Below are 24,710 nucleotides of genomic sequence, written 5' to 3' on the forward strand. Positions count from 1 at the left end.
ATGTCTACCTACTTAATTGGCGATGTGCACGGCTGCTTTGACGAGCTAATAGCGCTGTTGGCGCAGGTTTCTTTCAATCCGGAACACGACAGGCTGTGGTTTACCGGCGATCTGGTGGCACGCGGTCCGGCCTCATTGGAAGTGCTGCGCTATGTGCGTTCGTTAGGCTCGGCCGCACAGACGGTGCTGGGCAACCACGATCTTCATTTGCTGGCGGTTTATGCCGGTATCAGCAGGAACAAGCCGAAAGATCGTCTCAACGATCTGCTGAACGCACGGGATGTTGATTCCCTGATCAACTGGCTGCGCCGCCAACCGGTGATGCTGGTCGACGACGACCTTAAACTGGTGATGGCCCATGCCGGTGTCACGCCGCAGTGGGATCTGGCGACCGCGCAACTGTGCGCACGTGAAGTGGAAGCCATACTCAGCAGTGACAGCTATCCGCTGTTCTTGGACGCGATGTACGGTGATATGCCCAATCACTGGAGCCCGGAGCTGAGCGGTTTACCGCGTCTACGCTTTAGCACCAACGTATTTACCCGCATGCGTTACTGTTTCTCTGGCGGACAGCTAGACATGATATGCAAAGAAGCCCCTTCTCAGGCGCCTTCGCTGCTCAATCCTTGGTTTTACTTGCCCAGCCCTATCGTAGAAGGGAATGCCGAAACACCGGGCTACGCCATCGCCTTCGGCCACTGGGCCTCTTTGGAAGGAAAAGGGACGCCAGATAACATTTATGCGTTGGATACGGGATGCTGCTGGGGAGGCGAACTGACAATGTTGCGCTGGGAGGATAAGCAGGTCTTCACGCAGCCATCATTGGCGCAGGACATGCCAGCCGTCGGCGCGGAATAAATAAAGCACGCGCGACCTGACTGTGCCGCGCGTACACCTATTCGGTTAACGTCGTTCGAGAATCTCAAAGCAGTAGCTGTGCGAATTCTTTTCATCCGCATCATGAAACTCGCTGAATACCGATGACCACGCATCCGGCTCGTACTCAGGGAAATGGGTATCCCCTTCTACTTCAGCATCAATGTGCGTCAGATACATACGGGAAGCATGGGGCAGCATTTGCTGATAAATACTGCCGCCACCGATGACCATCACCTCTTCCGCGTCTGAAGCAGCTTCCAGCGCCGCCGCTAAGGTAGACACCCAGGTCACACGCTCATCGTCGCCAGCGCGGCTGCTGACAACAATATTTTTTCTCCCCGGCAATGGCTGGCCGATAGAGCGAAACGCGTTACGTCCCATAATAATGGGCTTATTTAACGTCTGGCGCTTAAACCACGCCAGATCCGCCGGCAAATGCCACGGCATGGCGTTTTCCATGCCGATAACACGATCCACCGCCAGTGCTGCAATCAAACTAATCACCATGGTAAAGCCCTATAGCTCAAAAATTGCAGACACTATACGGAAAGGTGATGGGTACGTCGATACGGCGATTTTCTGATGGACAAAATAAGCAAAATCTTAATGCCGCTACACGCCCGGACATTTGCGATACAACCAAATCCCCGGCAGAGACAACCCTATCGACAGCTCGCCGACAATAAAAGAGGCCTTGAGGAAATGCGTGATCAGCACGCGCATCAACGCTTCGCTGTATCCCTGATGGGAAAGCTCCACCAACGAGATCATCGCCGTATACGCTGAGATACCGGGGAACATCGGAATCACCGCTGCAACGGTAAACACTTTCGGGTGCGCCAACAGCCAGCGCGACCAGCGAATCCCAATGACACCGCTCAATATGGCCGCCAGAAACGATCACCATTCGATGGGCATGCCCATTTGCACGCACAGGAAACGCACGCCGTGACCCATCCCGCCCAGCAGTGGTATAGCCAAGCGACATTATTTTGATAACAGCCAGCTATGCTTCTTTGCCGCATATCAGGGCATAGGATGTAATCATTTTTAAGTCGGTTGGCTATATAGCCAAGCGACTTAATTTTGATTACACCATATGGACTGAGAACAAACTCTCTGTATCGCAACCCATCTCTCTTTTTTTGCTTTTTGCTTGTGCCCATTTATGCTCAATTGGGTTAAGATCTGGCGAATATGTAGGCAAATACTCCACCATATACCCTGCATCGATGATGACTTGTTGAATATTATGTTTTTTGTGAAAAGTGGCATTGTCCATCATGATTACACTGTTTTTAGGGAGTACTGGGATAAGGACTTGTGTGACCCAGGCATAGAAAACATCGCTGTTAATATTGATATCAAATAATCCGATAGCAAACAGCGTTGTGCCTAATAAAGCGCCGATAACATTTGTTCTTCCCCTAGCTCCCCAGTTCTTCAGGCCAAAACACCGTTGACCTTTTGGGGAATAGCCGTGAGTCCGTGGGGTATCGTGTGAAAAACCACTTTCATCAATAAAAACAATAGGTTTACCTTCTTTTTCATACTGTTGTTTTTTTGTTGAAATCCCTGCCGGGCGTTTTCGTCGGCTTTCGGATGACGTAGAGTTTTTTTTATAGGTCAATCCCAGCTTTTTAAGCGCTTGCCAAATGGCCTTCTGACAAACGCCAAAACGCTCTGCACGTTCTTTTTGGTAAGCATCTGGATATTGTTCAACATCTTTTATCAACTCGGATTTATCGATCTTTCGCTGACGCGTGGTCGATGCTTTTGACTCTATTTGATTAATCCAACGCGATACAGAGGCAGGGCCAATCCGAAATTGCTTCGCTGTTTCTCGGATACTCAACCCTTCGTTTTTCCGTGTAGATATCACTTTACGTCTAAAATCAATTGAATAGCTCATTTAAATAATGTAATCAAAATTAAGTCGTTTAGCTATATCTCCTTCTCTGTACGTAACTCTTTGTTTTCCTTTTGTAACCGTTTTAACTCTGCACGTTCATCATCGCTGAGTACGCCGTTGCTCTGCTCGCGTGCCAGCGAGACCCATGTATGCAGGGTTTTGTTGCTTATGCCCAGCGATGCTGCTGCCCTGGCTATCGTATAGCCCTGCTCTGTTACCAGGGCAACGGCTTCCTTTTTAAACTCAGGGGTAAATTGTCGTTTATGGTTCACTAAACACCTCCGTTTTGGATGTAAGTTTAGTGTCCTGATTATTCAACCACTACACTCTTCGCTGGGGGATATCAGCGGCAAAGTGGTGATTGATATTACTAACCCGCTGTCTGCTGATTACATGAGCCTGACGCTTGGTCACAGCACGTCAGCCGAGGAAGAGATTGCTAACGCTTTTCCGGCTGTACGCATCGTCAAAGCGTTTAACACCACGTTTGCACAGGTGATATAGCCAAGCGACATTATTTTGATAACAGCCAGCTATGCTTCTTTGCCGCATATCAGGGCATAGGATGTAATCATTTTTAAGTCGGTTGGCTATACATTGAACATCATAGCAAAGCCCAGCGCAGGCACTGCCGCTAGCAAGATATCTTGCAAGAGCCCCCACAGCAGCGTTAAGCCCATGTGCGTAACCCCCATATTGCCATTGCAGCCACGACGCCAATACAGGTTGCCAGCGTTAGCAGGCTGGCAACCGCCCAGCGCGCCAGCCCGGTATTCACATGCCCTTTAAACATATCCGCTACCGCGTTAATCAGCGGAAAACCGGGCACCAGCAGCAGCACACTGGCCGCCATCGCCACCGTCGAGGTTTGATGAAAGGCGGGAACACGCAGCAACAGCCCGGATACCGACGTGGCGACAAAGGCGGTAATACAGAAGTTGATCAAGGGATTGAGATGGCGCGAGGTCAATACCTGACGCACATACATGGCGACACCGCTGGCAAGCATGGTGACCACAAAGGCATCCCAACCACCGCCGTTGAGCTTACTGAAGCAACCGCACGAGAGCGCGACAATGGTCACTTGTCAGCGCCAGTGATATAAGTCCCTAATTCACCATTTGATTTGTCCGCTCCACCCAACATGTTGTTTCCTGATGGTTCCTACACCGAAAAGGATATCAACATGCTGAGCAGAGAGGACTTTTTCATGATAAAGCAAATGCGCCATCAGGGGGCTTACATTGTCGATATTGCCACCCAAATCGGTTGTTCCGAGCGCACCGTCAGACGGTATCTGCGTTATCCATCTCCGCCGGCGCGTAAGGCCCGGCTGCGAATGGAAAAACTCCGCCCTTTCATGGAGTACATCGATATGCGTCTGACCGAAAACGTCTGGAACGCCGAAGTGATATTCCATGAAATCAGAAAGATGGGCTATCCCGGCGGACGCTCCACGCTTCGGGCTTACATCCAGCCCAAACGTAAAATGTGGCCGGGTAAAAAGACCGTGCGCTTCGAAACCCAGCCAGGTTACCAGTTACAGCATGACTGGGGAGAAATCGAGGCGTAGGTGTCTGGTGAACGCTGCAAAATCAACTTCGCCGTGAACACGCTGGGTTACTCGCGTCGCCTCCACGTCTTTGCGGCACCGAGCCAGGATGCGGAGCACACCTATGAGTCTCTGGTGCGGGCCTTCCGTTACTTCGGTGGCGGCGTGAAAACCGTGCTGGTCGATAATCAGAAAGCGGCCGTGCTGAAAAATCACAACGGCAATGTGGTGTTCAACGCAGGCTTCCTGCAACTGGCGCAGCACTATGACTTCCAGCCCCGGGCGTGTCGCCCCCGCCGCGCGCGAACCAAGGGCAAGGTTGAACGCATGGTCGACTACCTCAAATACAACTTCTTTGTCCGTTACACGCAGTTCGACAGCTTCGCGCACGTTATAGCCAAGCGACATTATTTTGATAACAGCCAGCTATGCTTCTTTGCCGCATATCAGGGCATAGGATGTAATCATTTTTAAGTCGGTTGGCTATAACCAGTTGCTGGAGCAGTGGCTTGCCGAGGTCGCGGACCAGCGCGAGCTGCGCCAGTTCCGGCAAACGCCGGCGACCCGCTTCGAGGAAGAAAAAGGGCACCTGCAGGCGTTGCCGGCAACGGACTTCGATACCAGCTACTTCGACATCCGTCATGTGGCCTGGGAAGGCTATATCGAGGTGCGGGGTAATCGTTACTCCGTGCCGGAGGCCTGGTGTGGCCGCCCGGTCTCAATCCGGATCACGCTGGATGATGAGCTGAGGATCTACGGCAATGAGCAGCTTGTGGCCACTCATCGCCTGAAAAACCGTGGTACCGGGTGGCAGACCGTTCCGGAGCACCATGCACCGCTGTGGCAACAGGTGAGCATGGTAGAACACCGTCCGCTGAGTGCTTATGAGGAGCTGCTGTGATGCATGAACTGGAGACGCTGCTGGGCCGTCTGAAAATGGAGCATCTGGGGTACCAGGTAGAAAGTGTAGTGGTCAACTAAATTTGGCCACCCTACCTGACTGTTGATGGAACAGCCGTTCTGATTCATTTGGTGTTAACCCACCGTTATACCAGTGAGGTCTGACATCGCTATAATAATGGGTTATGTAGCGAATAATGGATGATTGAGCAGTACTAAAGCTTTGGTAGCCAGTCGTTGGCACCCATTCAGTCTTCAGACTACGGAAGAATCGCTCCATCGGACTATTATCCCAACGATTTCCTCTGCGACTCATACTTTGGGTCATCTGATAACGCCACAATGCCTGCCTATACTGACGACTGGTGTAATGGCTTCCTTGGTCACTATGAAACATGACTTGTTTGGGATGCCCACGCAGTTCCCAAGCCATTTGTAGTGCTTTGGCTGTTAATTCTGAATCTGGCGAAAACGACATTGCCCAACCCACGGGTTTTCGGGCAAATAAATCTAATACCACCGCCAGATACGCCCATCGGTCGCCTGTCCAAATATAGGTTACATCGCCGCACCAAACCTGGTCAGGCTTGGTAACAGCGAACTGCCTATTGAGCAGATTTGGAATATCAATACGTTCATTTCCACCGCGGTTGTATTGATGTTTTCTTGTTTGGCAACTAACGAGGGTTAATTCTTTCATCAACTTACCCGCTAACCACCGCCCAAGTTTCACGTCGTGTGTATTGGCAACCATCGTGGCGATAGTCCTTGCGCCCGCAGACCCGCCACGGCTTTGTTGAATAATTTAAAATACTGATTTAAATGGGTATTATAAAATTTTAACGACTAAATTTTACTACCGTAATGCTTTTTATTGTGCTAACTATTTGATTTATCGCTCTAACAAAATACATTTTCTGTACATGCATCCCACCTAAAGAAGTTGTAAATCAAAACGTTAAATTATTCAACAAAGCCCATTGTACCTGTAACGTTTTCCCCGATGAGGAAGTTGCTGATATAGCTCCCCGCCAGCCTGTCTCTCCTGCAGGATATAGCGATATAGCGTATTCTTGCTGACAGATATACCGAATTCCAGGTGCAAACGGCCACTGATGATTTCAGGTGAAGAGTAAACTAGTTGCTGAATAGAGACTTGCATTTTTTGTCAGGCTATTGAGAATAAAAAGAGGTTTAACTTAGAGAATAAAGGTTTGAAATGATCAACAAAGAGCGGTTGTTACGAGATAATCGTTTATGTAAAGCAATCATTGGATTATCAGTCGAAGAATTGAAAAATTTAGCCGCTGAATTTTCAGCTTGTTATTTGATTTATCGGAAAAAGAATCGAAAAGATCACGAGCGGCAGATGGGTGCAGGGCAGAAAGGATTTATCCCAACCCCATTAGATAAACTGCTTTTTATTTTATTGTATTTAAAATGTTATCCGACCTATCATTTGCAAGGACTTCTTTTTGGTTTAGATAGAACACGGGTATGTCGCTGGGTAAAAATATTATTGCCGGTTTTAGAGATGACCTTGGGGCGAGAATGTGTTTTGCCCGCTCGTCAAATTCGCTCTGCTGAGGAATTTTTTCGCGCCTTTCCTGGAGTTAAAGACGTCTTTATTGATGGGACAGAGCGACCTGTCCAAAAGCCTAAGAATCTGCGTCGGCGAAAAAAAATGTATTCGGGAAAGAAAAGACAGACCACTCGAAAAGGGCTTATTATGACTGACGAAACAAGGCAAATTGGATTTATCCCCATGAGCAAAAATGGGCGCCGTCACGATAAACGCTTACTCGATAAAGTCGATATAATTCGCCATATTCCTCCTGAGGTAACCATCTGGGCAGATACCGGTTTTCAAGGTATAGATAAACAGCATCCTAATACACAAATCCCAAAAAAAGGAACTCGAAAAAGACCTTTATCGCCTGAACAAAAACAAGAAAATAAAATAATCTCGGGCATCCGTATTACAGTTGAAGACGCCATCGCGGGTATCAAGCGCCTCGGTTGCATGACCCAAATTTTACGGAATCGTAGACCCTTTATTGATGATACCTTCTTACTCCTTAGCGCCGGTCTTTGGAATTTCCATCTCAGAACAGCGTAAAATTTACTTCAATCACCGAAACACCCTTATTTCACTATTAAGCAACACGCTTAGTGAGTGGAAAGCGCCTGCCTGATGAAGTTCTGAATGTGTGGTTCCAACTGGTAAAAAGCATTGTTTGGCAGAGGCTTATGACGGCGTTCCCGGGCCAGAGTGTCCGCCCTTCTACAGCAGTAGACACCATTGAAAGTAGGGTCGGTATTGCGTCTGAGTTCCCTGCTGATGGTCGAGCGAGGCAGAGCAAGCTCTCTGGCGATGGTAGCTTGGTTGACACCTTCACCACGCCGCTTTTCGATGTAGAACCGTTCTTTGTGAGTCAGATGTTTTCCCTGCATGCAACAGGCTCTCCAGTATGGCCAGAACGGTGATTTTATCCGACTCTGGCAAGTGGGTCACTTTGTTGCGTTTCGAGTGGGAATGGGGCATGATAAAGAGGCTCGTCGTATCGGCGGGCCTTTTATTTTTCTCTCTATCGCCCTGAACAACAATAAAGCGGTTGCTGATTACCAGCTTCTGCGGTTAGATCTATACGATATCCATGCTTAAAATATGGACATCCTTATTTTTTATTTTCCAGCTTATTTAAAGGGGCTAACGTGAAACTGGATGAAATCGCGCGCCTTGCGGGCGTTTCACGCACTACCGCCAGCTACGTTATCAATGGCAAGGCCAAACAATACCGCGTCAGTGATAAAACCGTAGAAAAAGTGATGTCGGTGGTACGTGAGCATAATTATCATCCCAATGCTGTGGCTGCTGGATTACGCGCTGGGCGTACCCGTTCTATCGGGCTGGTGATTCCGGATCTGGAAAACACCAGCTACACCAAAATTGCCAATTATCTGGAGCGTCAGGCGCGTCAGCGCGGTTATCAACTGCTGATTGCCTGTTCTGAAGATCTGCCGGATAACGAGATGCGTTGCATTGAGCATCTGCTGCAACGTCAGGTCGATGCCATTATCGTGTCGACGGCGCTGCCTCCGGAGCATCCGTTCTACCAGCGTTGGGCGGGGGATAGCTTGCCGATTATCGCGCTGGACCGCGCATTGGATCGCGAACACTTCACCAGCGTAGTGGGTGCCGATTGTGAGGATGCAGAAATGCTGGCGCAGGAACTGCGCAAGATCCCGGCGGAATCGGTGCTCTATCTCGGCGCGCTGCCGGAGCTTTCGGTGAGTTTCCTGCGCGAACAGGGGTTTCGTATGGCATGGGCAGAGGATCCGCGTCAGGTGAATTTCCTCTATGCCAACAGCTACGAACGCTCAGCGGCGGCGACGGCGTTTGAAGAGTATTTGCAGCATCACCCGATGCCGCAGGCGCTATTCACCACCTCGTTTCCGTTGTTTCAAGGGGTGATTGATATTACCCTGAAGCAGAGCGGACGGCTGCCGAACAATTTGGCGATTGCCACCTTTGGTGACAACGAACTGCTCGATTTTCTCGAGTGTCCGGTGCTTTCCGTGGCACAGCGGCATTGCGAAGTGGCTGAGCGGGTGCTGGAGTTGGTGCTGGCAAGCCTGGATGAACCTAAGAAGCCCAAGGCTGGTTTGACGCGTATTCGGCGCAGTCTCTATCGGCGCGGTTCACTCAGTCGTCGTTGATTTGGGATTATTCCTAATAAAAAAGCCATCCGGTATCAGGATGGCTTTTTTGTTGCCGGTATTTAGCGATAGTTGCGGTGTCGGCCTGAACATCAGCCCGGTACGGCGACGCGAAACAGACGGCGGCAGTAATCAAGAAAATAACCGTAAGCGACACCCATTACCATAGATATCAATACATTGCTGGTTACCGCTGCGACGATCTGCTGCGGGTTGGCACCAATAAACCACAGGATGGCAACATACACCGGCGATTGAAAGCTGACGTAGGCAAACAGGTCTGCCAGATTTTTTACCCAGGTACCGTGCGTTACGTAGCGCTGAGACAGACGCAGGATACGATCGCGGTACAGGCCGTAAGGCCAAGCAATAACAATATTAACGGGGATCGATAACAGTCGCGAAGAGAGCGACTGCTGGAATCTCATGCCAGACAGCAAGATCTCAATTAGCATACCCGTTATAAAACAGTAGATTACCATAGCAACTGTGTCCGCTACCGCACTACGCAATCGGGATTCAGGGGAGAACATGCAGAGAGACTCCGTTATACAGTTAATTAGGTGAAATGCAGTTAATTATGTTGGTGTATTTTATGTGTGTAGTGTACTTCACTGGATGTTGAAGTTGTAAGTAGCGATAAATTTTTATTTTTTTTATGCTTTTTTCTTATGGGCGCTATAGCCAACCGACTTAAAAATGATTACATCCTATGCCCTGATATGCGGCAAAGAAGCATAGCTGGCTGTTATCAAAATAATGTCGCTTGGCTATACTTTATAGATGAAAGGTGGCATGGCGGTTTATTAAGCGCGGTAGTCAGAAAAATTATGTTTATAAACAATTGGTTGTGTTTTTGCGCTTGGCAACTATTTTTCGGTGGGCAAAAAGTCCCCTTTCAACCCAAATAACAGTGCGGAACACGTGGGTTTTAGGAATACTCTTATAATATAATAATTAACCGGCGAACTTAGTGGTTAACGGTAAAAGACCTCAATTGTTATTCGTAACCTTAAATAAAGAAAAATTGGCAGCATCATTGCCTAAAAGAAATTAGAATAGCGGCCAGAGATTGTTGTAAGCGTGGAATGAGATGAACGGTATTATTGGGTAAAAATGTGACCGGTATCGGTCCGGAGCGTGCTGCGGACAAGCGCCGGGAGCGGGTGATGGAGGAGGAATACGGCGACGATTTCACAAGCGTTTTATGATTAAGAACTTATCCCAATAGGATTTTATTCTAGACAATGATGCCGCAGGTAAAATGCAGCATCGCCTCATAATTTTCGACTTTCTTCTCCCAGCGAGTCAGAACCCGACGAAAGCGATTCATCCAGCTGTGCGTTCTCTCCACTACCCAGCGGTGAGCTTTAAAATCCGTGTTTTTGATGGCTTCCGACTCCTCTTTCCTTGACTGGATATGAGGTTCGTAACGACGACTTTTCAGACAGGCCTCCAGCCATCCGGCTTCATAGCCTTTGTCCAGACAGAGGCGGAGCTTTCTGCCGCGTCTGCCCGTCTGAAGGGCGTCGAGAGTATCAGCAACCAGCTTTATGTCGTGGGTATTTGCCCCTGAGACAACCAGAGAGAGGGGAAGCCCGTTCGCATCGGTCATCAGGCTACGCTTTACACCCTGTTTCCCCCGGTCTGTGGGATTCCGTCCTGTTTTTTTGAGCCTGCCAGCGGTGACTTCGTCATACAACCATCCATCGACAGCAATGACCAGTCGATAGCATCCAGCTGCTCGCAGGCCAGCAACCCGTTCTGAGCACAAAGAGAATGGCGTTCATTGCGGCACGATTATCAACCCGCCTGCGATGCGTACCCAGCGGATGGTGGGTTTTGTGTTCCGGGAGCAACGGAACCATTTCCCCCCAGAGTTCATCGCTGATCTGCCACTTATTGCTTGCCATACTTCCCTCAGAAATTGCCATTACTTATTAACTGACAATTCCTTTTGGGATGGGTTCTAATGGTAAATTTAAGTAAAAATGAGAAATTATTACTTTTTCTTTCTGATTGTTTATCCAGAAATAATTTTTCCTCAAATTTTCATGGCGTTAATCTCCCTTAATTTCCTTCTGTTATTCCATTTTATGCCATTCATGTTCGTCTTGAGGCAGAAATAATTCCAAAGCGCGTCCGCTCTGGCTTGACAAGGTTTTCATACCCTCCGTAAACTCATCAATGTGGGAATTTGTGGGATAAAGTGGTGAAAAGAGTCATGAAGGGGTAATTCGAGCATGTTTCGTGGGGCTACGCTGATTAACCTCGACAGTAAAGGTCGGCTCGCCGTTCCTACCCGTTATCGGGAAACGCTGTCAGAGACATCGCAAGGTCAGATGGTTTGCACCATTGACCTCCATCAGCCCTGTCTGCTGCTTTACCCTCTGTCTGAGTGGGAAATCATTGAACAAAAGTTGTCACGTCTGTCGAGCATTAATCCCGCAGAGCGCCGCGTGCAGCGGTTGCTGTTGGGTTATGCCAGTGAGTGTCAGATGGACAATGCCGGTCGTCTGCTGATTGCCAGTACGCTACGGCAACATGCGAGCCTGACGAAAGAAGTGATGCTGGTCGGTCAGTTCAACAAGTTTGAACTGTGGGATGAACAGGCCTGGTATCAACAAGTCAAGGACGATATTGACGCTGAGCAATCCTCTGACGCTCCGTTGTCCGAGAGATTGCAGGATTTATCACTGTAGTCATGCTGAAAGAAATACATGCCAGAAAATTATAATCATACCACTGTGCTGTTGGACGAAGCGGTTAATGGCCTCAATATCCGCGCTGATGGCACATACATCGATGGCACGTTTGGCCGTGGTGGTCATTCGCGGCTGATGCTTTCCCGTCTTGGACCGGAAGGGCGTCTTGTGGCTATCGATCGCGATCCTCAAGCGATTGCAGCCGCTGAGGCGATTCAGGATTCGCGCTTTTCTATTGTTCACGGACCGTTTTCCGCGCTGGCCAGTTACGTGGAGACCCTGGGGTTAACCGGACGTATCGACGGCGTGCTGCTCGATTTGGGTGTCTCTTCGCCACAATTGGACGATCCTGAACGCGGTTTTTCTTTTATGCGCGATGGCCCGCTGGACATGCGTATGGACCCGACGCGTGGGCAGTCAGCAGCGCAATGGTTGCAAACGGCAGAGGTCGACGACATTGCCTGGGTGTTGAAAACCTTTGGCGAAGAAAGATTTGCCAAGCGCATTGCTCGCGCCATTGTGGAACGCAATAGCACAGAACCGATGACGCGCACGCGCGAGTTGGCATCGCTGATTGCGGCGGCCAGCCCGATGAAAGAGCGGCATAAACACCCGGCAACCCGCAGCTTTCAGGCGATCCGTATCTATATCAACAGTGAACTGGATGAGATCGAGCAGGCGTTAAACGGCGCGCTGACGGCACTCGCCCCACAGGGACGTTTGTCGATCATCAGTTTTCATTCGCTGGAAGATCGTATTGTGAAGCGCTTTATGCGCCATCACAGCCGTGGGCCACAGGTGCCCGCCGGGATACCGTTAACCGAAGCGCAACTGCGTGCGCAAGGCGGTCAAACGCTGAAAACGGTGGGCAAGATGATGCCGCCGGAAGCCGAAGTGGCAGAAAACCCGAGAGCGCGTAGCTCCGTGTTACGTATCGCGGAACGGCTAGCGGAATGATAAGCAACGAGCGGCACAGCCTGGCGGGTATTATCGGCCAGGACATCCTTCGTCACGGCAAATTGCCACTGCTGTTGCTGATCGGTGCGTTGGTCTCTGCGGTGCTGGTGGTGACGACCGCACACAAGACGCGCTTGCTGACCGCCCAGCGCGAGCAGTTGTTGTTGGAGCGTGATGCGTTGGATATCGAATGGCGCAACCTGATTCTGGAAGAGAACGCCTTGGGCGATCACAGTCGGGTAGAGCGTATTGCAACGGAAAAGCTGCACATGGGGCACGTGGACCCGGCGCAGGAAAATATCGTAGTCAAACAGTGAGTCTGGTTGAGCATGAGAACATAGGTAATCATTTGGCATGAAAGCAGCGCGCACAGGAAAGTTTAAACGACAGGAAGATAAGGCCAGCTTTGTAAGCTGGCGTTTTGCGTTGCTCTGTTCAGGCATACTGTTGGCGATGGTAGGGCTGATGTTACGCACCGCCTATTTGCAGGTGATCAACCCGGACCAACTGGTGCGTGAAGGGGACATGCGTTCCCTGCGCGTGCAGGAGGTGCCTACCGCGCGCGGCATGATCAGCGATCGCGCTGGGCGTCCATTGGCGGTCAGCGTGCCGGTTAACGCTATCTGGGCCGATCCTAAAGAGCTGAATGAACACGGCGGCGTGTCGCTCGATACCCGTTGGAAAGCGCTTTCTGATGCGCTGGATTTGCCGCTCGATCAGATGTCAGCGAAAATCAACGCTAACCCGAAAGGACGCTTTGTCTATCTGGCGCGTCAGGTGAACCCTGCTATCGGTGAATACGTCCACAAACTCAAGCTGCCGGGCATCTATATGCGCCAGGAATCACGCCGTTACTATCCTGCTGGTCAGGTAACGTCCCACCTGATTGGTTTCACCAATATTGATGGTCAGGGCATTGAGGGCGTTGAGAAAAGCTTCGATCGTTGGCTGACCGGGCAACCGGGTGAACGCACGGTGCGTAAAGACCGTTTTGGTCGCGTGATTGAGGATATCTCCTCCGTTGACAGTCAGGCGGCACACAACCTGATGTTGAGCATTGATGAGCGCCTGCAAGCGTTGGTTTATCGCGAACTGAACAACGCCGTGGCTTTCAATAATGCGGAAGCTGGCACCGCCGTGCTGGTGGACGTCAACACGGGTGAAGTGCTGGCGATGGCCAACAGCCCTTCCTACAATCCGAACAACCTGGCGGGCACGCCGATGGACGTTATGCGTAACCGCGCCATTACCGACATTTTTGAACCGGGTTCAACGGTAAAACCGATGGTGGTGATGACGGCGCTGCAACGTAACGTGGTGAAAGAAAACAGCCTGCTCAATACCTTGCCCTATTATATCAACGGTCATGAGATCAAAGACGTCGCCCGCTACACGGAACTGACCCTGACCGGGATACTACAGAAGTCGAGTAACGTCGGTGTTTCACGACTGGCGTTAGCGATGCCCTCCTCAGCGCTGGTAGACACTTACTCGCGTTTTGGCTTGGGAAAAGCGACCAATTTGGGGTTGGTCGGAGAAAGCAGTGGCTTATACCCTCAAAAACAACGGTGGTCTGACATAGAGAGGGCCACCTTTTCTTTCGGCTATGGATTGATGGTGACGCCGCTGCAACTGGCGCGCGTTTACGCCACTATCGGTAGCTATGGTATCTATCGTCCGCTCTCCATTACCAAAGTCGATCCGCCGGTGCCGGGGGAGCGCATTTTTGCCGAGCCCATCGTGCGCACGGTGGTGCACATGATGGAAAGCGTTGCGCTGCCCGGTGGCGGCGGAACCAAAGCGGCGATCAAGGGATACCGTGTTGCCATCAAAACCGGTACGGCGAAAAAAGTCGGACCGGATGGCAAATACATCAACAAATACATTGCCTACACCGCAGGTGTCGCACCTGCCAGCAACCCGCGCTTTGCGCTGGTGGTGGTGATTAACGATCCCAAAGCAGGCAATTACTACGGTGGCTCCGTTTCCGCGCCGGTGTTCGGCGCCATCATGGGCGGCGTATTGCGCACCATGAACGTTGAGCCGGATGCGCTGCCCGTCGGCGATAAAAATGATTTTGTGATTAACCATAAAGAGGTTTCAGGTGGCAGATCGTAATCTGTGCGATTTACTGGCACCGTGGGTGCAAGATGTCCCACCGCGCCAACTGCGGGAAATGACGCTGGACAGCCGTGTTGCGGCGGCAGGCGATCTGTTTGTGGCCGTGGTTGGCCACAGCGCGGATGGGCGTCGCTATATTCCCCAGGCTATTGCACAAGGCGTGGCGGCGGTGATTGCAGAGGCAGACGGTGAAGCTGCTGATGGCACGGTACGTGAAATGCACGGCGTTCCGGTTGTGTATCTGAGTAACTTGAGTCAACGGCTGTCGGCGTTGGCGGGGCGTTTTTATCAGCAGCCTGCGGAAAAATTACGGTTGGTCGGTGTGACCGGCACCAACGGTAAAACCACCATTACCCAATTGCTGGCCCAATGGAGTCAACTGCTGGGCGATACCAGCGCCGTGATGGGCACTGTGGGTAATGGTCTGTTAGGGCACGTCAATCCTACGGCGAACACCACCGGCTCGGCAGTCGATGTACAGCACGTTCTGAATCAGTTGGTTGAACAAGGCGCCACCTTTGCCGCGATGGAGGTTTCTTCGCACGGCTTGGTACAGCATCGCGTTGCGGCGTTGCCGTTCGCAGCGGCAGTGTTCACCAACCTGAGCCGCGATCATCTGGATTATCACGATGATATGGAAAGCTATGAGGCTGCCAAATTGTCTCTGTTTTCAGAACATAAAGTAGGCCAGGCGATCATTAACGCCGACGATGAAGTGGGGCGGCGCTGGCTGGCGCAGTTGCCGGATGCTGTAGCGGTAACGTTGCACAATAATCTAGTGCCAGGCTGCCGTGGCCGCTGGCTGAAAGCCACTGCCGTGGATTATCACGACGACGGTGCATCGATCGCCTTTGACGCTATGTGGGGGAGTGGTCGCATAGAAAGTCGCCTTATGGGTGAATTTAACGTCAGCAATCTGCTAATGGCGCTGGCAACGCTACTTTCCCTTGGCTATCCGCTGGATAGATTAATGGAAACCGGCGCACAATTGCAGCCGGTTTGCGGCCGCATGGAAGTGTTTAAAGCGCCGGGTAAACCTACCGTGATTGTTGACTACGCCCACACGCCGGATGCGCTGGAAAAAGCGCTGGCGGCGGCGCGTCTGCATTGCTCCGGTCAACTGTGGTGTGTATTCGGTTGCGGCGGCGATCGCGACAAAGGTAAGCGCCCACTTATGGGGGCGATCGCGGAACAACTGGCCGATCGCGTTGTGGTGACGGACGATAACCCCAGGAGCGAAGAGCCGCAGGCTATCGTAAAAGATATTCTTGCCGGTCTGGTGGATGCCGGGCGGGTACAAGCGGTGCACGGTCGCGCTGAAGCCGTGACCAGCGTCATTATGCAGGCGAAAGTGGACGATATTGTGTTGATTGCAGGTAAAGGGCATGAAGATTATCAACTGGTGGGCAATCAGCGTCTCGATTATTCCGATCGCGTGACTGCCGCTCGTCTGCTGGGGGTTATCGCATGATTCGCGTTACGTTGCAGCAACTGGCCACGGCGTTAAATGCCACGCTCCTCGGCGAGGATGTGGCGGTGGAAACAGTGTGCACCGATACCCGAAAATTGACGCCGGGCTGCCTGTTTATCGCCCTGCGCGGTGAAAAATTTGATGCTCATGATTATGCCCATCAGGCGGTACGCGGTGGCGCGGCGGCTCTGTTGGTCAGTAAGCACTTACCTATCGATGTGCCGCAACTGCTGGTGGGGGATACCCGTCTGGCGTTGGGCGAGCTGGGTGCCTGGATGCGCCGTCAATCCTCTGCGCGCGTGGTGGCATTGACCGGTTCTTCTGGCAAAACCTCCGTTAAAGAGATGACGGCAGCGATTTTGCGTCAGTGTGGCGACGTGCTTTACACCGATGGCAATTTCAATAACGACATTGGTGTGCCGTTAACGCTGCTGCGCCTCACCCTTGATCATCGCTTTGCGGTGATTGAGCTGGGGGCCAACCACATTGGTGAGATTGCCTATGCCACTAATCTGGTGCGTCCGGATAGCGCGCTGGTGAACAACCTGGCAGCCGCACATCTGGAAGGGTTTGGGTCGTTGGAAGGCGTGGCACGAGCCAAAGGGGAGATCTTCAACGGTTTGCCCACCAAAGGTATCGCGGTGATTAACGCCGACAGCAATGACCTGACGCATTGGCACTACGTGCTACGCGACAAAACGGTATGGCAATTTTCGCCGCAGCACGGTGAGAACACAGACTACTACGCCAGCGATATTCGCCATGAAGGCGGGGGTATGCTGTTTGAACTCCATACGCCGTTTGGCTCGCAGGAAGTCAACGTGCCGCTGCCGGGTCAACATAACGTGGCAAACGCGCTGGCGGCTGCCGCACTGGCGATGTCAGTAGGCGCGGGGTTGCAGCAGGTGAAAGAGGGGCTGGCGCAGCTCAAGGCCGTGCCGGGGCGCTTGTTCCCCATTCTGCTGGAGGCAAACAAACTGCTGCTGGATGACAGTTACAACGCCAATGTGGGGTCGATGACTGCGGCGGTGCACACGCTGGCGGAGATGCCGGGCTACCGTGTGCTGGTGGTGGGTGATATGGGAGAACTTGGGGAGGATGCCGAGGCGTGTCATCAGCAGGTGGGCGAAGTGGCGCGTGACGCAGGCATTGATGCGGTATTGAGCATTGGCACCCTGAGTCAGGCCATCAGCCTCAACAGTGAACGTGGTGAACATTTTTCCGATCGGGCCGCATTGATAGCGCGTTTGCAAACGTTGCTGTCTACGCATGGCACGATCAGCATTTTGGTTAAAGGCTCCCGGAGCTCTGCGATGGAGCATGTGGTACACGCATTACAGGAGAATGCAGCATGTTAGTGTGGCTGGCCGAACATCTGGTCAAATTCTATTCCGGCTTTAACGTCTTCTCGTATTTGACGTTTCGCGCCATTGTCAGCCTGCTGACCGCGTTAGTGATCTCCTTGTGGATGGGACCGCACCTGATTGCCTGGCTGCAAAAATTGCAGATTGGGCAAGTGGTGCGCAACGAAGGGCCTGAATCTCACTTCAGCAAACGCGGCACGCCGACCATGGGCGGTGTCATGATTCTGGCAGCGATCATTTTTTCGGTGCTGCTGTGGTCCAACTTGTCCAACCCCTATGTGTGGTGTGTGCTGCTGGTGCTGCTGGGCTACGGTATCGTCGGCTTTATCGATGATTACCGCAAAGTGGTGCGTAAAGATACTAAGGGATTGATTGCACGCTGGAAGTATTTCTGGCAGTCGGTGATTGCGCTGGCGGTGGCATTTACCATGTATGCCATCGGCAAAGGCACACCGGCGACGCAACTGGTGGTGCCGTTCTTTAAAGATGTGATGCCGCAACTGGGCCTGATCTACATTTTGCTGACCTACTTTGTCATCGTCGGCACCAGCAACGCGGTCAACCTTACTGACGGGTTGGATGGTTTGGCGATTATGCCGACGGTGTTTGTCGCCGCCGGTTTCGCGCTGGTGGCGTGGGCGACGGGTAACATGAATTTTGCCGGTTATCTGCATATCCCTTACATTCGCCACGCCAGTGAACTGGTTATCGTCTGTACGGCGATCGTCGGCGCAGGGCTGGGTTTCCTGTGGTTTAACACCTATCCGGCTCAGGTGTTTATGGGCGATGTCGGCTCACTGGCGCTCGGCGGCGCGTTAGGCACCATCGCTGTCCTGCTGCGTCAGGAATGCTTGCTGGTGATTATGGGCGGGGTGTTCGTGGTTGAAACCCTGTCGGTGATCCTTCAGGTCGGTTCATTCAAGCTACGCGGACAGCGTATCTTCCGCATGGCACCGATTCACCATCACTATGAACTCAAAGGGTGGCCAGAGCCGCGCGTGATTGTGCGTTTTTGGATTATTTCGCTGATGCTGGTGCTGATTGGCCTGGCAACGCTGAAGGTACGGTAACACTATGATGGACTATAAGGGTAAAAACGTTGTCATTATTGGCCTGGGGATCACCGGGCTTTCCTGCGTTGATTTCTTCCTGACGCGCGGTATGACGCCGCGCGTAGTGGATACCCGTGTTAGTCCACCTGGTCTGGATAAGTTACCTGCCGAGGTTGATCGCCACCTTGGTTCATTAAATGAAGACTGGCTGTTAGCGGCTGATCTGATTGTTGCCAGCCCCGGTATTGCACTGGCAACGCCCGCGCTGGCCGATGCGGCCGCCGCAGGCGTAGAAATTGTGGGCGATATCGAGCTGTTCTGCCGAGAAGCGCAGGCACCGATTGTGGCGATTACCGGCTCCAACGGTAAAAGTACGGTCACTACGCTGGTCGGTGAAATGGCTAAGGCGGCCGGTTGGTCGGTCGTGGTTGGCGGGAATATAGGCCTGCCTGCGCTGACGCTACTCAAACAGCCGTGCCAACTGTACGTGCTTGAGCTGTCGAGCTTCCAGTTGGAAACCACCTCCAGCCTGCACGCTGCCGCTGCCACCATCCTCAACGTTACGGAAGATCATACCAACCGCTATCCGTTTGGTATCCAACAGTATCGTGCTGCCAAGTTACGTGTCTATGACCATGCGCAGGTGTGTGTGGTGAACGCCGATGACGCGCTGACCATGCCGATTAAAGGTGCTGATGCGCGCTGTATCAGCTTTGGCGTTGATGTGGGCGACTATCACCTCAACACCCAGCAGGGCGAAACCTGGCTGCGCGTGAAAGGCGAGCGCGTTTTGAATACCAAAGAGATTTCTCTGGTGGGGCAACATAACCACACCAATGCGCTGGCGGCACTGGCATTGGCGGATGTGGTGGGGATTCCTCGCGCGCCTGCGTTAACGGCACTCACCACCTTTACCGGTTTGCCGCACCGTTTCCAGTGCGTGTGGCAGCGTAACGGCGTGCGTTGGATTAATGATTCCAAAGCCACCAACGTTGGCAGCACCGAAGCGGCGCTCAGCGGGTTGCAGGTTAAAGGTACGCTGCATTTGCTGTTAGGCGGCGACGGAAAGTCGGCCGATTTTTCGCCGTTGTTGCGTTATGTCCAGGGCGACAATATTCGCCTGTATTGCTTCGGGCGTGATGGTGCCCAATTGGCGGCATTGTGCCCAGAAATAGCCGAGCAGACTGAGACGATGGAGCAAACCCTGCGGGTGATTGCTACCCGCGTAGTGCCCGGCGATCTGGTGCTGCTGTCTCCCGCGTGTGCCAGTCTCGATCAGTTTAAAAGCTTCGAACAGCGTGGCGATGAGTTCGCCCGATTAGCGGAGGAGCTTGGCTGATGAGCTTTATTGGACTGCCAGTCATTGAACGACTGAAAGGCTGGGTCATGGGGACACGGGAAAGCGATGTGCAGAGCATCGTGATGTATGACCGCACCCTGCTCTGGCTGACGTTCGGGCTGGCCGTCATCGGGTTTGTAATGGTGACATCGGCATCCATGCCGGTGGGGCAGCGCCTGACCAGCGACCCGTTCTTTTTTGCCAAACGTGACGCGTTCTACTTGGGTCTGGCATTTGCGCTGGCGTTGATCACCATGCGTGTGCCGATGGACGTCTGGCAGCGTTACAGCCCGATATTGTTGTTGCTCACACTGGTGCTGCTGCTGGTAGTGCTGGTGGTCGGCAGTTCGGTAAACGGTGCTTCGCGCTGGATTGCGCTGGGGCCGCTGCGCGTGCAGCCCGCAGAATTGTCGAAGCTGGCGCTGTTTTGCTACCTCTCTAGCTACATGGTGCGCAAGGTAGAGGAAGTCCGTAACAACTTCTGGGGCTTTTGCAAACCAATGGGCGTGATGGTGGTGCTGGCCGTTCTGTTGCTGGCACAGCCCGATCTGGGCACGGTGGTCGTGCTGTTTATCACCACGCTGGCGATGCTGTTTCTGGCCGGTGCCAAGCTGTGGCAGTTTCTCGCCATCATTGGCTGCGGCATGTTTGCCGTCGGTTTGCTGATTGTGGCGGAACCTTACCGTATGCGCCGTGTGACGTCGTTCTGGAATCCCTGGGAAGATCCGTTCGGCAGTGGCTACCAGTTAACCCAGTCGCTGATGGCATTTGGCCGCGGCGAGCTGTGGGGGCAAGGATTAGGAAACTCGGTGCAGAAATTGGAGTATTTACCGGAAGCGCACACCGACTTTATTTTTTCCATTTTAGGCGAAGAGCTCGGCTATATCGGTGTGGTTTTGGCGTTGTTAATGATATTCTTCGTCGCTTTTCGGGCCATGTCCATCGGTAAGCGTGCGTTGGAGATCGATCAACGATTTTCCGGCTTTTTGGCGTGTTCTATCGGCATCTGGTTTAGTTTCCAAACGCTGGTAAACGTCGGCGCTGCTGCGGGAATGTTGCCCACCAAAGGGCTGACGCTGCCGTTAATCAGTTACGGTGGCTCGAGTTTGATCATTATGTCTACCGCCATTGTGTTGCTGTTACGGATCGATTTTGAGACGCGTCTGACTAAAGCGCAGGCGTTCACGAGGAGTGCCAAATGAGTGGCGAAGGTAAGCGCTTGATGGTGATGGCAGGCGGCACCGGAGGACATGTGTTACCGGGGCTGGCGGTCGCACATCATTTGATGGCGCAGGGTTGGCAGGTTCGTTGGCTGGGAACTGCCGATCGCATGGAAGCCGATTTGGTGCCAAAAAACGGCATTGAGATTGATTTTATTCGTATTTCCGGTTTGCGCGGCAAAGGCATTGCGGCGCAACTGTGTGCGCCACTGCGGATTTATCGCGCGGTGCGTCAGGCGCAAGCGATCATGAAACGCTACCAGCCGGACGTGGTGCTGGGCATGGGCGGCTATGTGTCCGGGCCGGGCGGCCTGGCAGCGTGGTTATGCGGTATCCCGGTGGTGCTGCATGAGCAAAACGGCATTGCGGGGTTAACCAACCGCTGGCTGTCGCGCATTGCGCGCAAGGTCTTACAGGCTTTTCCAGGCGCGTTTCCCAACGCTGACGTGGTGGGCAACCCGGTGCGTACCGATGTCTTGGCGTTGCCTACACCCGATGAACGTTTGGCCGGGCGTGAAGGCCCAATCCGTGTGCTGGTGGTGGGCGGAAGCCAAGGTGCTCGGGTGTTAAACCGCACGTTGCCGGACGTCGCCGCGCGACTCGGTGGTAATGTCACGATCTGGCACCAGACGGGCAAAGGCGCGTTGGCCGAGGTGCAGCAGGCTTATGCCGCGGCAGGTGTGCCGCAGCACAACGTCACCGAATTTATTGATGACATGGCGCAAGCCTATAGCTGGGCCGACGTGGTGGTGTGCCGTTCCGGTGCGCTTACCGTTAGTGAGATTGCCGCCGCCGGTTTGCCTGCGCTGTTTGTGCCCTTTCAGCATAAAGACCGGCAGCAATATTGGAATGCGCTGCCGCTGGAACAGGCGGGTGCCGCCAAAATTATTGAGCAGTCGGCACTGAGTGTTGATGCCGTGAGCGATGTGCTGTCCGGTTGGGATCGCGCCACGTTGCGCGATATGGCACAGAGTGCCCGTTCCGTGGCGATGCCGGATGCCACTGAACGCGTGGCCGCTGAAGTGGCCGCCGCCGCGCAGTAAGGTGCGGCTGACAGAATAGAATGCATGGGTGCAGGTTGTCTCCCCATGACAAGTGAATGAAGTACAAGTGAAAAGGTAGCGGTAGAAAAAGTGAATACACAGCAATTGGCAAAACTGCGTTCCATCGTGCCCGAAATGCATTGCGTGCGGCACATCCATTTTGTCGGCATCGGCGGTGCTGGCATGGGCGGTATTGCCGAAGTGTTAGCGAATGAAGGGTACCACATCAGCGGCTCCGACCTGGCACCGAACGCGGTGACGCAGCAGTTGGCGGCGCTGGGGGCGCAGATCTATTTTCATCACCGCGCTGAGAACGTGAAAGACGCCAGCGTGGTGGTGGTATCCAGCGCTATTAGCGCGGATAACCCGGAAATCGTTGCGGCCCACGAGGCGCGTATTCCGGTGATCCGCCGCGCTGAAATGCTGGCCGAATTAATGCGTTTTCGCCACGGTATCGCGATTGCCGGAACCCACGGCAAAACCACTACCACCGCGATGGTCGCCAGTATTTATGCCGAGGCGGGTCTGGACCCGACCTTTGTCAACGGTGGGTTGGTAAAAGCAGCAGGTGTGCATGCGCGCCTGGGCTCCAGTCGTTACCTGATTGCGGAAGCGGACGAGAGTGATGCGTCCTTCCTGCATCTGCAACCGATGGTGGCGATTGTCACCAATATCGAAGCAGATCATATGGATACCTATCAGGGCGATTTTGAAAATTTAAAGCAGATGTTCATCAACTTTTTGCACAATCTGCCGTTTTATGGCCGTGCGGTGATGTGCGTGGACGATGCGGTGATTCGTGAATTGCTGCCGCGCGTGGGGCGTCATATCACCACCTACGGCTTTAGCGATGACGCCGATGTGCGCGTGGCAGAGTACCGTCAGTCCGGTGCGCAGGGGCACTTTACACTGGCGCGTCAGGGTAAGCCGCTGTTGCAGGTTACGCTGAACGCACCGGGCCGCCATAACGCGTTGAACGCGGCGGCAGCGGTTGCTGTGGCGACGGAAGAGGGCATTGATGACGCGGCAATCCTGCGTGCGCTCTCCAGTTTTCAGGGAACCGGACGCCGTTTCGATTTCCTGGGGGAATTCCCGCTGTATGAGGTAAATGGCAACGCAGGCAGTGTAATGCTGGTGGATGACTACGGCCACCACCCGACAGAAGTGGATGCAACGATCAAAGCCGCTCGCGCCGGTTGGCCGGAGAAACGCGTGGTGATGGTATTTCAGCCGCACCGTTATACGCGCACGCGCGACCTGTATGACGATTTTGCCCACGTGTTGTCGCAAGTGGATGTGTTGCTGATGCTGGATGTGTACTCGGCGGGAGAAAGCCCCATTCCAGGTGCTGATAGCCGCTCGCTGTGTCGTACTATTCGCGGACGCGGCAAGGTCGATCCGATTCTGGTTACCGATCCGGATATGCTGGCAACGCTGCTGGCACCGACGTTACAGGATGGCGATCTGGTGCTGATTCAAGGCGCGGGCAATGTGGGCAAGCTGGCGCGTAAACTGGCGGATACCCGCTTACAACCTCTGGTTACGGAGTGAGTATGGCGGAAAAAGTGGCAGTGCTGCTGGGAGGAACATCGGCGGAGCGTGACGTGTCATTGCGCTCCGGGCAGGCGGTGGTTGCCGGGCTCAAAGAGGCGGGAATTGATGCGCATGCCGTTGACACCCGCGATTTCCCAGTCACTCGCCTGAAAGAGGTCGGATTCGACAAAGTGTTTATCGCCCTGCACGGTCGGGGTGGGGAAGACGGCACGCTGCAAGGGGTATTGGAGTTTTTGCAATTGCCTTACACCGGCAGCGGTGTGATGGCGTCGGCGCTGACCATGGACAAATGGCGCACCAAGCTGGTGTGGCAGTCGTTAGGATTGCCGATAGCCCCTTATGTCGCGTTGACGCGGGCACAGTATCATGCGTTAACGCCTGAGCAGTTGCAGTCAGCCTGTGTGCACCTCGGATTGACGCTGATCGTGAAGCCGAGCCGTGAGGGTTCCAGCGTCGGCATGAGCAAAGTGACGCAGCAAGAGGAACTGACGGCGGCACTGGACACCGCTTTTGAGCATGACGACGATGTGCTGGTTGAGAAGTGGCTGAGTGGACCGGAATATACGGTGGCGCTGTTAGGCGAGACGGTGCTGCCCTCGATTCGTATTCAGGCAGCTGGCGCGTTTTACGATTATGACGCGAAGTACCTCTCGGACGAGACGCAGTATTTTTGTCCCAGTGGGCTGCTGGCAGAGCAGGAGCAGGCCATCGGTGCACTGGCGCAAGCAGCCTTTGCGGCATTGGGATGTCGCGGTTGGGGCCGTGTTGATCTGATGTTGGATACCGACGGTGCGTTTTACCTGTTGGAAGTGAATACGTCGCCCGGTATGACGGATCACAGTCTGGTGCCGATGGCTGCCCGGCAGCACGGGATGAGCTTCTCGCAGCTTGTCGCGCAGATCCTGGCCTCGGCTGTTTGAT

General features: G+C 53.2%; 24 protein-coding genes and 5 pseudogenes. 17 read left to right on the top strand and 12 right to left on the bottom strand.

What is annotated here, in order from left to right; all coding sequences use genetic code 11:
- A complete protein-coding gene (gene apaH, locus ACQGXV_RS18515; protein WP_440867502.1) occupies positions 1-858 on the top strand; it encodes a bis(5'-nucleosyl)-tetraphosphatase (symmetrical) ApaH in 858 nt (285 codons plus the stop codon).
- 45 nt (positions 859-903) lie between these two features.
- Here apaH and folA read toward each other — a convergent pair whose 3' ends face one another.
- The 7 genes and pseudogenes from folA to ACQGXV_RS18550 all read right to left on the bottom strand — a co-directional run.
- Positions 904-1,383, bottom strand: coding sequence for a type 3 dihydrofolate reductase (gene folA / locus ACQGXV_RS18520; RefSeq protein ID WP_440867503.1), 480 nt, complete (start codon positions 1,381-1,383; stop codon positions 904-906).
- A 108-nt stretch (positions 1,384-1,491) separates the two neighbouring features.
- A pseudogene (locus ACQGXV_RS18525) lies at positions 1,492-1,848 on the bottom strand (threonine/serine exporter family protein); the annotation flags it as partial.
- Positions 1,758-2,009, bottom strand: coding sequence for a hypothetical protein (locus tag ACQGXV_RS18530; RefSeq protein WP_440867871.1), 252 nt, complete (start codon positions 2,007-2,009; stop codon positions 1,758-1,760). The gene ACQGXV_RS18530 and the pseudogene ACQGXV_RS18525, both read right to left, overlap by 91 nt.
- A complete protein-coding gene (locus ACQGXV_RS18535; protein ID WP_440867155.1) occupies positions 1,970-2,791 on the bottom strand; it encodes an IS630 family transposase in 822 nt (273 codons plus the stop codon). The genes ACQGXV_RS18530 and ACQGXV_RS18535 overlap by 40 nt, the downstream gene beginning before the upstream one ends.
- Before the next feature lie 32 nt (positions 2,792-2,823).
- On the bottom strand, positions 2,824-3,063 hold the full coding sequence (locus ACQGXV_RS18540) for a transposase (RefSeq protein WP_440864735.1): 240 nt from the start codon (positions 3,061-3,063) through the stop codon (positions 2,824-2,826).
- 148 nt (positions 3,064-3,211) lie between these two features.
- Positions 3,212-3,343, bottom strand: a complete 132-nt coding sequence (locus ACQGXV_RS18545) for a hypothetical protein (RefSeq protein ID WP_440864734.1) — start codon at positions 3,341-3,343, stop codon at positions 3,212-3,214.
- 118 nt (positions 3,344-3,461) lie between these two features.
- Positions 3,462-3,875, bottom strand: a pseudogene (locus tag ACQGXV_RS18550) (threonine/serine exporter family protein); the annotation flags it as partial.
- A gap of 102 nt (positions 3,876-3,977) precedes the next feature.
- Here ACQGXV_RS18550 and istA point away from each other — a divergent pair.
- A pseudogene (gene istA, locus ACQGXV_RS18555) lies at positions 3,978-5,244 on the top strand (IS21 family transposase).
- Between the two features lie 72 nt (positions 5,245-5,316).
- On the opposite strand, the pseudogene ACQGXV_RS18560 reads toward istA, so the two are convergent.
- Together ACQGXV_RS18560 and ACQGXV_RS18565 are read right to left on the bottom strand one after the other, a co-directional pair.
- Positions 5,317-6,036 (bottom strand): annotated as a pseudogene (locus tag ACQGXV_RS18560) (IS3 family transposase); the annotation flags it as partial.
- Positions 6,037-6,210: 174 nt separating this feature from the next.
- Positions 6,211-6,405 (bottom strand): hypothetical protein, encoded by a 195-nt coding sequence (locus ACQGXV_RS18565; RefSeq protein WP_440867156.1) that lies wholly within the window; start codon positions 6,403-6,405, stop codon positions 6,211-6,213.
- Between the two features lie 57 nt (positions 6,406-6,462).
- Here ACQGXV_RS18565 and ACQGXV_RS18570 point away from each other — a divergent pair, with 57 nt between their 5' ends.
- Positions 6,463-7,362, top strand: a complete 900-nt coding sequence (locus ACQGXV_RS18570) for a transposase family protein (RefSeq protein ID WP_440867157.1) — start codon at positions 6,463-6,465, stop codon at positions 7,360-7,362.
- Between the two features lie 50 nt (positions 7,363-7,412).
- Here ACQGXV_RS18570 and ACQGXV_RS18575 read toward each other — a convergent pair whose 3' ends face one another.
- Complete coding sequence (locus ACQGXV_RS18575) at positions 7,413-7,697, bottom strand: helix-turn-helix domain-containing protein (RefSeq protein ID WP_440867158.1); 285 nt, start codon at positions 7,695-7,697, stop codon at positions 7,413-7,415.
- On the opposite strand from ACQGXV_RS18575, the gene ACQGXV_RS18580 reads away from it, so the two are divergent.
- Both ACQGXV_RS18580 and cra read left to right on the top strand, forming a co-directional pair.
- Positions 7,696-7,908 (top strand): hypothetical protein, encoded by a 213-nt coding sequence (locus tag ACQGXV_RS18580; RefSeq protein ID WP_440867159.1) that lies wholly within the window; start codon positions 7,696-7,698, stop codon positions 7,906-7,908. The two genes, ACQGXV_RS18575 and ACQGXV_RS18580, sit on opposite strands and share 2 nt — an antisense overlap.
- A 50-nt stretch (positions 7,909-7,958) precedes the next feature.
- Positions 7,959-8,963 (top strand): catabolite repressor/activator, encoded by a 1,005-nt coding sequence (gene cra, locus ACQGXV_RS18585; RefSeq protein WP_440867160.1) that lies wholly within the window; start codon positions 7,959-7,961, stop codon positions 8,961-8,963.
- A 92-nt stretch (positions 8,964-9,055) separates the two neighbouring features.
- On the opposite strand, the gene ACQGXV_RS18590 is transcribed toward cra, so the two are convergent.
- Positions 9,056-9,496 (bottom strand): L-alanine exporter AlaE, encoded by a 441-nt coding sequence (locus ACQGXV_RS18590; protein ID WP_440867161.1) that lies wholly within the window; start codon positions 9,494-9,496, stop codon positions 9,056-9,058.
- A 707-nt stretch (positions 9,497-10,203) separates the two neighbouring features.
- Positions 10,204-10,876: pseudogene (locus tag ACQGXV_RS18595) on the bottom strand (IS5 family transposase).
- A 330-nt stretch (positions 10,877-11,206) separates the two neighbouring features.
- Here ACQGXV_RS18595 and mraZ point away from each other — a divergent pair.
- From mraZ to ACQGXV_RS18655, 12 genes are all read left to right on the top strand, one after another.
- Complete coding sequence (mraZ, locus tag ACQGXV_RS18600) at positions 11,207-11,665, top strand: division/cell wall cluster transcriptional repressor MraZ (protein ID WP_440867162.1); 459 nt, start codon at positions 11,207-11,209, stop codon at positions 11,663-11,665.
- A gap of 18 nt (positions 11,666-11,683) precedes the next feature.
- Positions 11,684-12,625, top strand: a complete 942-nt coding sequence (rsmH, locus tag ACQGXV_RS18605) for a 16S rRNA (cytosine(1402)-N(4))-methyltransferase RsmH (protein WP_440867163.1) — start codon at positions 11,684-11,686, stop codon at positions 12,623-12,625.
- Complete coding sequence (gene ftsL, locus ACQGXV_RS18610) at positions 12,622-12,942, top strand: cell division protein FtsL (protein WP_222158201.1); 321 nt, start codon at positions 12,622-12,624, stop codon at positions 12,940-12,942. The genes rsmH and ftsL overlap by 4 nt, the downstream gene beginning before the upstream one ends.
- Positions 12,943-12,979: 37 nt before the next feature.
- Entirely contained in the window at positions 12,980-14,743 is a 1,764-nt protein-coding gene (locus tag ACQGXV_RS18615; RefSeq protein WP_440862671.1) for a peptidoglycan glycosyltransferase FtsI, read from the top strand.
- Positions 14,730-16,217, top strand: a complete 1,488-nt coding sequence (gene murE / locus ACQGXV_RS18620; protein ID WP_440862672.1) for a UDP-N-acetylmuramoyl-L-alanyl-D-glutamate--2,6-diaminopimelate ligase — start codon at positions 14,730-14,732, stop codon at positions 16,215-16,217. The genes ACQGXV_RS18615 and murE overlap by 14 nt, the downstream gene beginning before the upstream one ends.
- Positions 16,214-17,575 carry a UDP-N-acetylmuramoyl-tripeptide--D-alanyl-D-alanine ligase gene (gene murF / locus ACQGXV_RS18625; RefSeq protein WP_440862673.1) on the top strand — a complete coding sequence of 454 codons (1,362 nt, stop codon included), beginning with the start codon at positions 16,214-16,216 and terminating at the stop codon, positions 17,573-17,575. Before murE ends, murF begins: the two co-directional genes overlap by 4 nt.
- Complete coding sequence (gene mraY / locus ACQGXV_RS18630) at positions 17,569-18,651, top strand: phospho-N-acetylmuramoyl-pentapeptide-transferase (protein ID WP_440862674.1); 1,083 nt, start codon at positions 17,569-17,571, stop codon at positions 18,649-18,651. The genes murF and mraY overlap by 7 nt, the downstream gene beginning before the upstream one ends.
- Positions 18,652-18,655: 4 nt before the next feature.
- Complete coding sequence (gene murD, locus ACQGXV_RS18635) at positions 18,656-19,972, top strand: UDP-N-acetylmuramoyl-L-alanine--D-glutamate ligase (RefSeq protein WP_440862675.1); 1,317 nt, start codon at positions 18,656-18,658, stop codon at positions 19,970-19,972.
- On the top strand, positions 19,972-21,174 hold the full coding sequence (gene ftsW, locus ACQGXV_RS18640; protein ID WP_440862676.1) for a cell division protein FtsW: 1,203 nt from the start codon (positions 19,972-19,974) through the stop codon (positions 21,172-21,174). The genes murD and ftsW overlap by 1 nt, the downstream gene beginning before the upstream one ends.
- Positions 21,171-22,235 carry an undecaprenyldiphospho-muramoylpentapeptide beta-N-acetylglucosaminyltransferase gene (gene murG / locus ACQGXV_RS18645; RefSeq protein ID WP_440862677.1) on the top strand — a complete coding sequence of 355 codons (1,065 nt, stop codon included), beginning with the start codon at positions 21,171-21,173 and terminating at the stop codon, positions 22,233-22,235. Before ftsW ends, murG begins: the two co-directional genes overlap by 4 nt.
- Positions 22,236-22,325: 90 nt before the next feature.
- Entirely contained in the window at positions 22,326-23,786 is a 1,461-nt protein-coding gene (gene murC, locus ACQGXV_RS18650; RefSeq protein WP_440862678.1) for a UDP-N-acetylmuramate--L-alanine ligase, read from the top strand.
- A 2-nt stretch (positions 23,787-23,788) separates the two neighbouring features.
- Complete coding sequence (locus tag ACQGXV_RS18655) at positions 23,789-24,709, top strand: D-alanine--D-alanine ligase (protein ID WP_440862679.1); 921 nt, start codon at positions 23,789-23,791, stop codon at positions 24,707-24,709.
- Position 24,710: the final 1 nt, after the last annotated feature.

It is taken from the genome of Symbiopectobacterium purcellii (genome assembly GCF_052050035.1).
In the GTDB taxonomy this organism is placed as follows: Bacteria; Pseudomonadota; Gammaproteobacteria; order Enterobacterales; family Enterobacteriaceae; genus Symbiopectobacterium; species Symbiopectobacterium purcellii_A.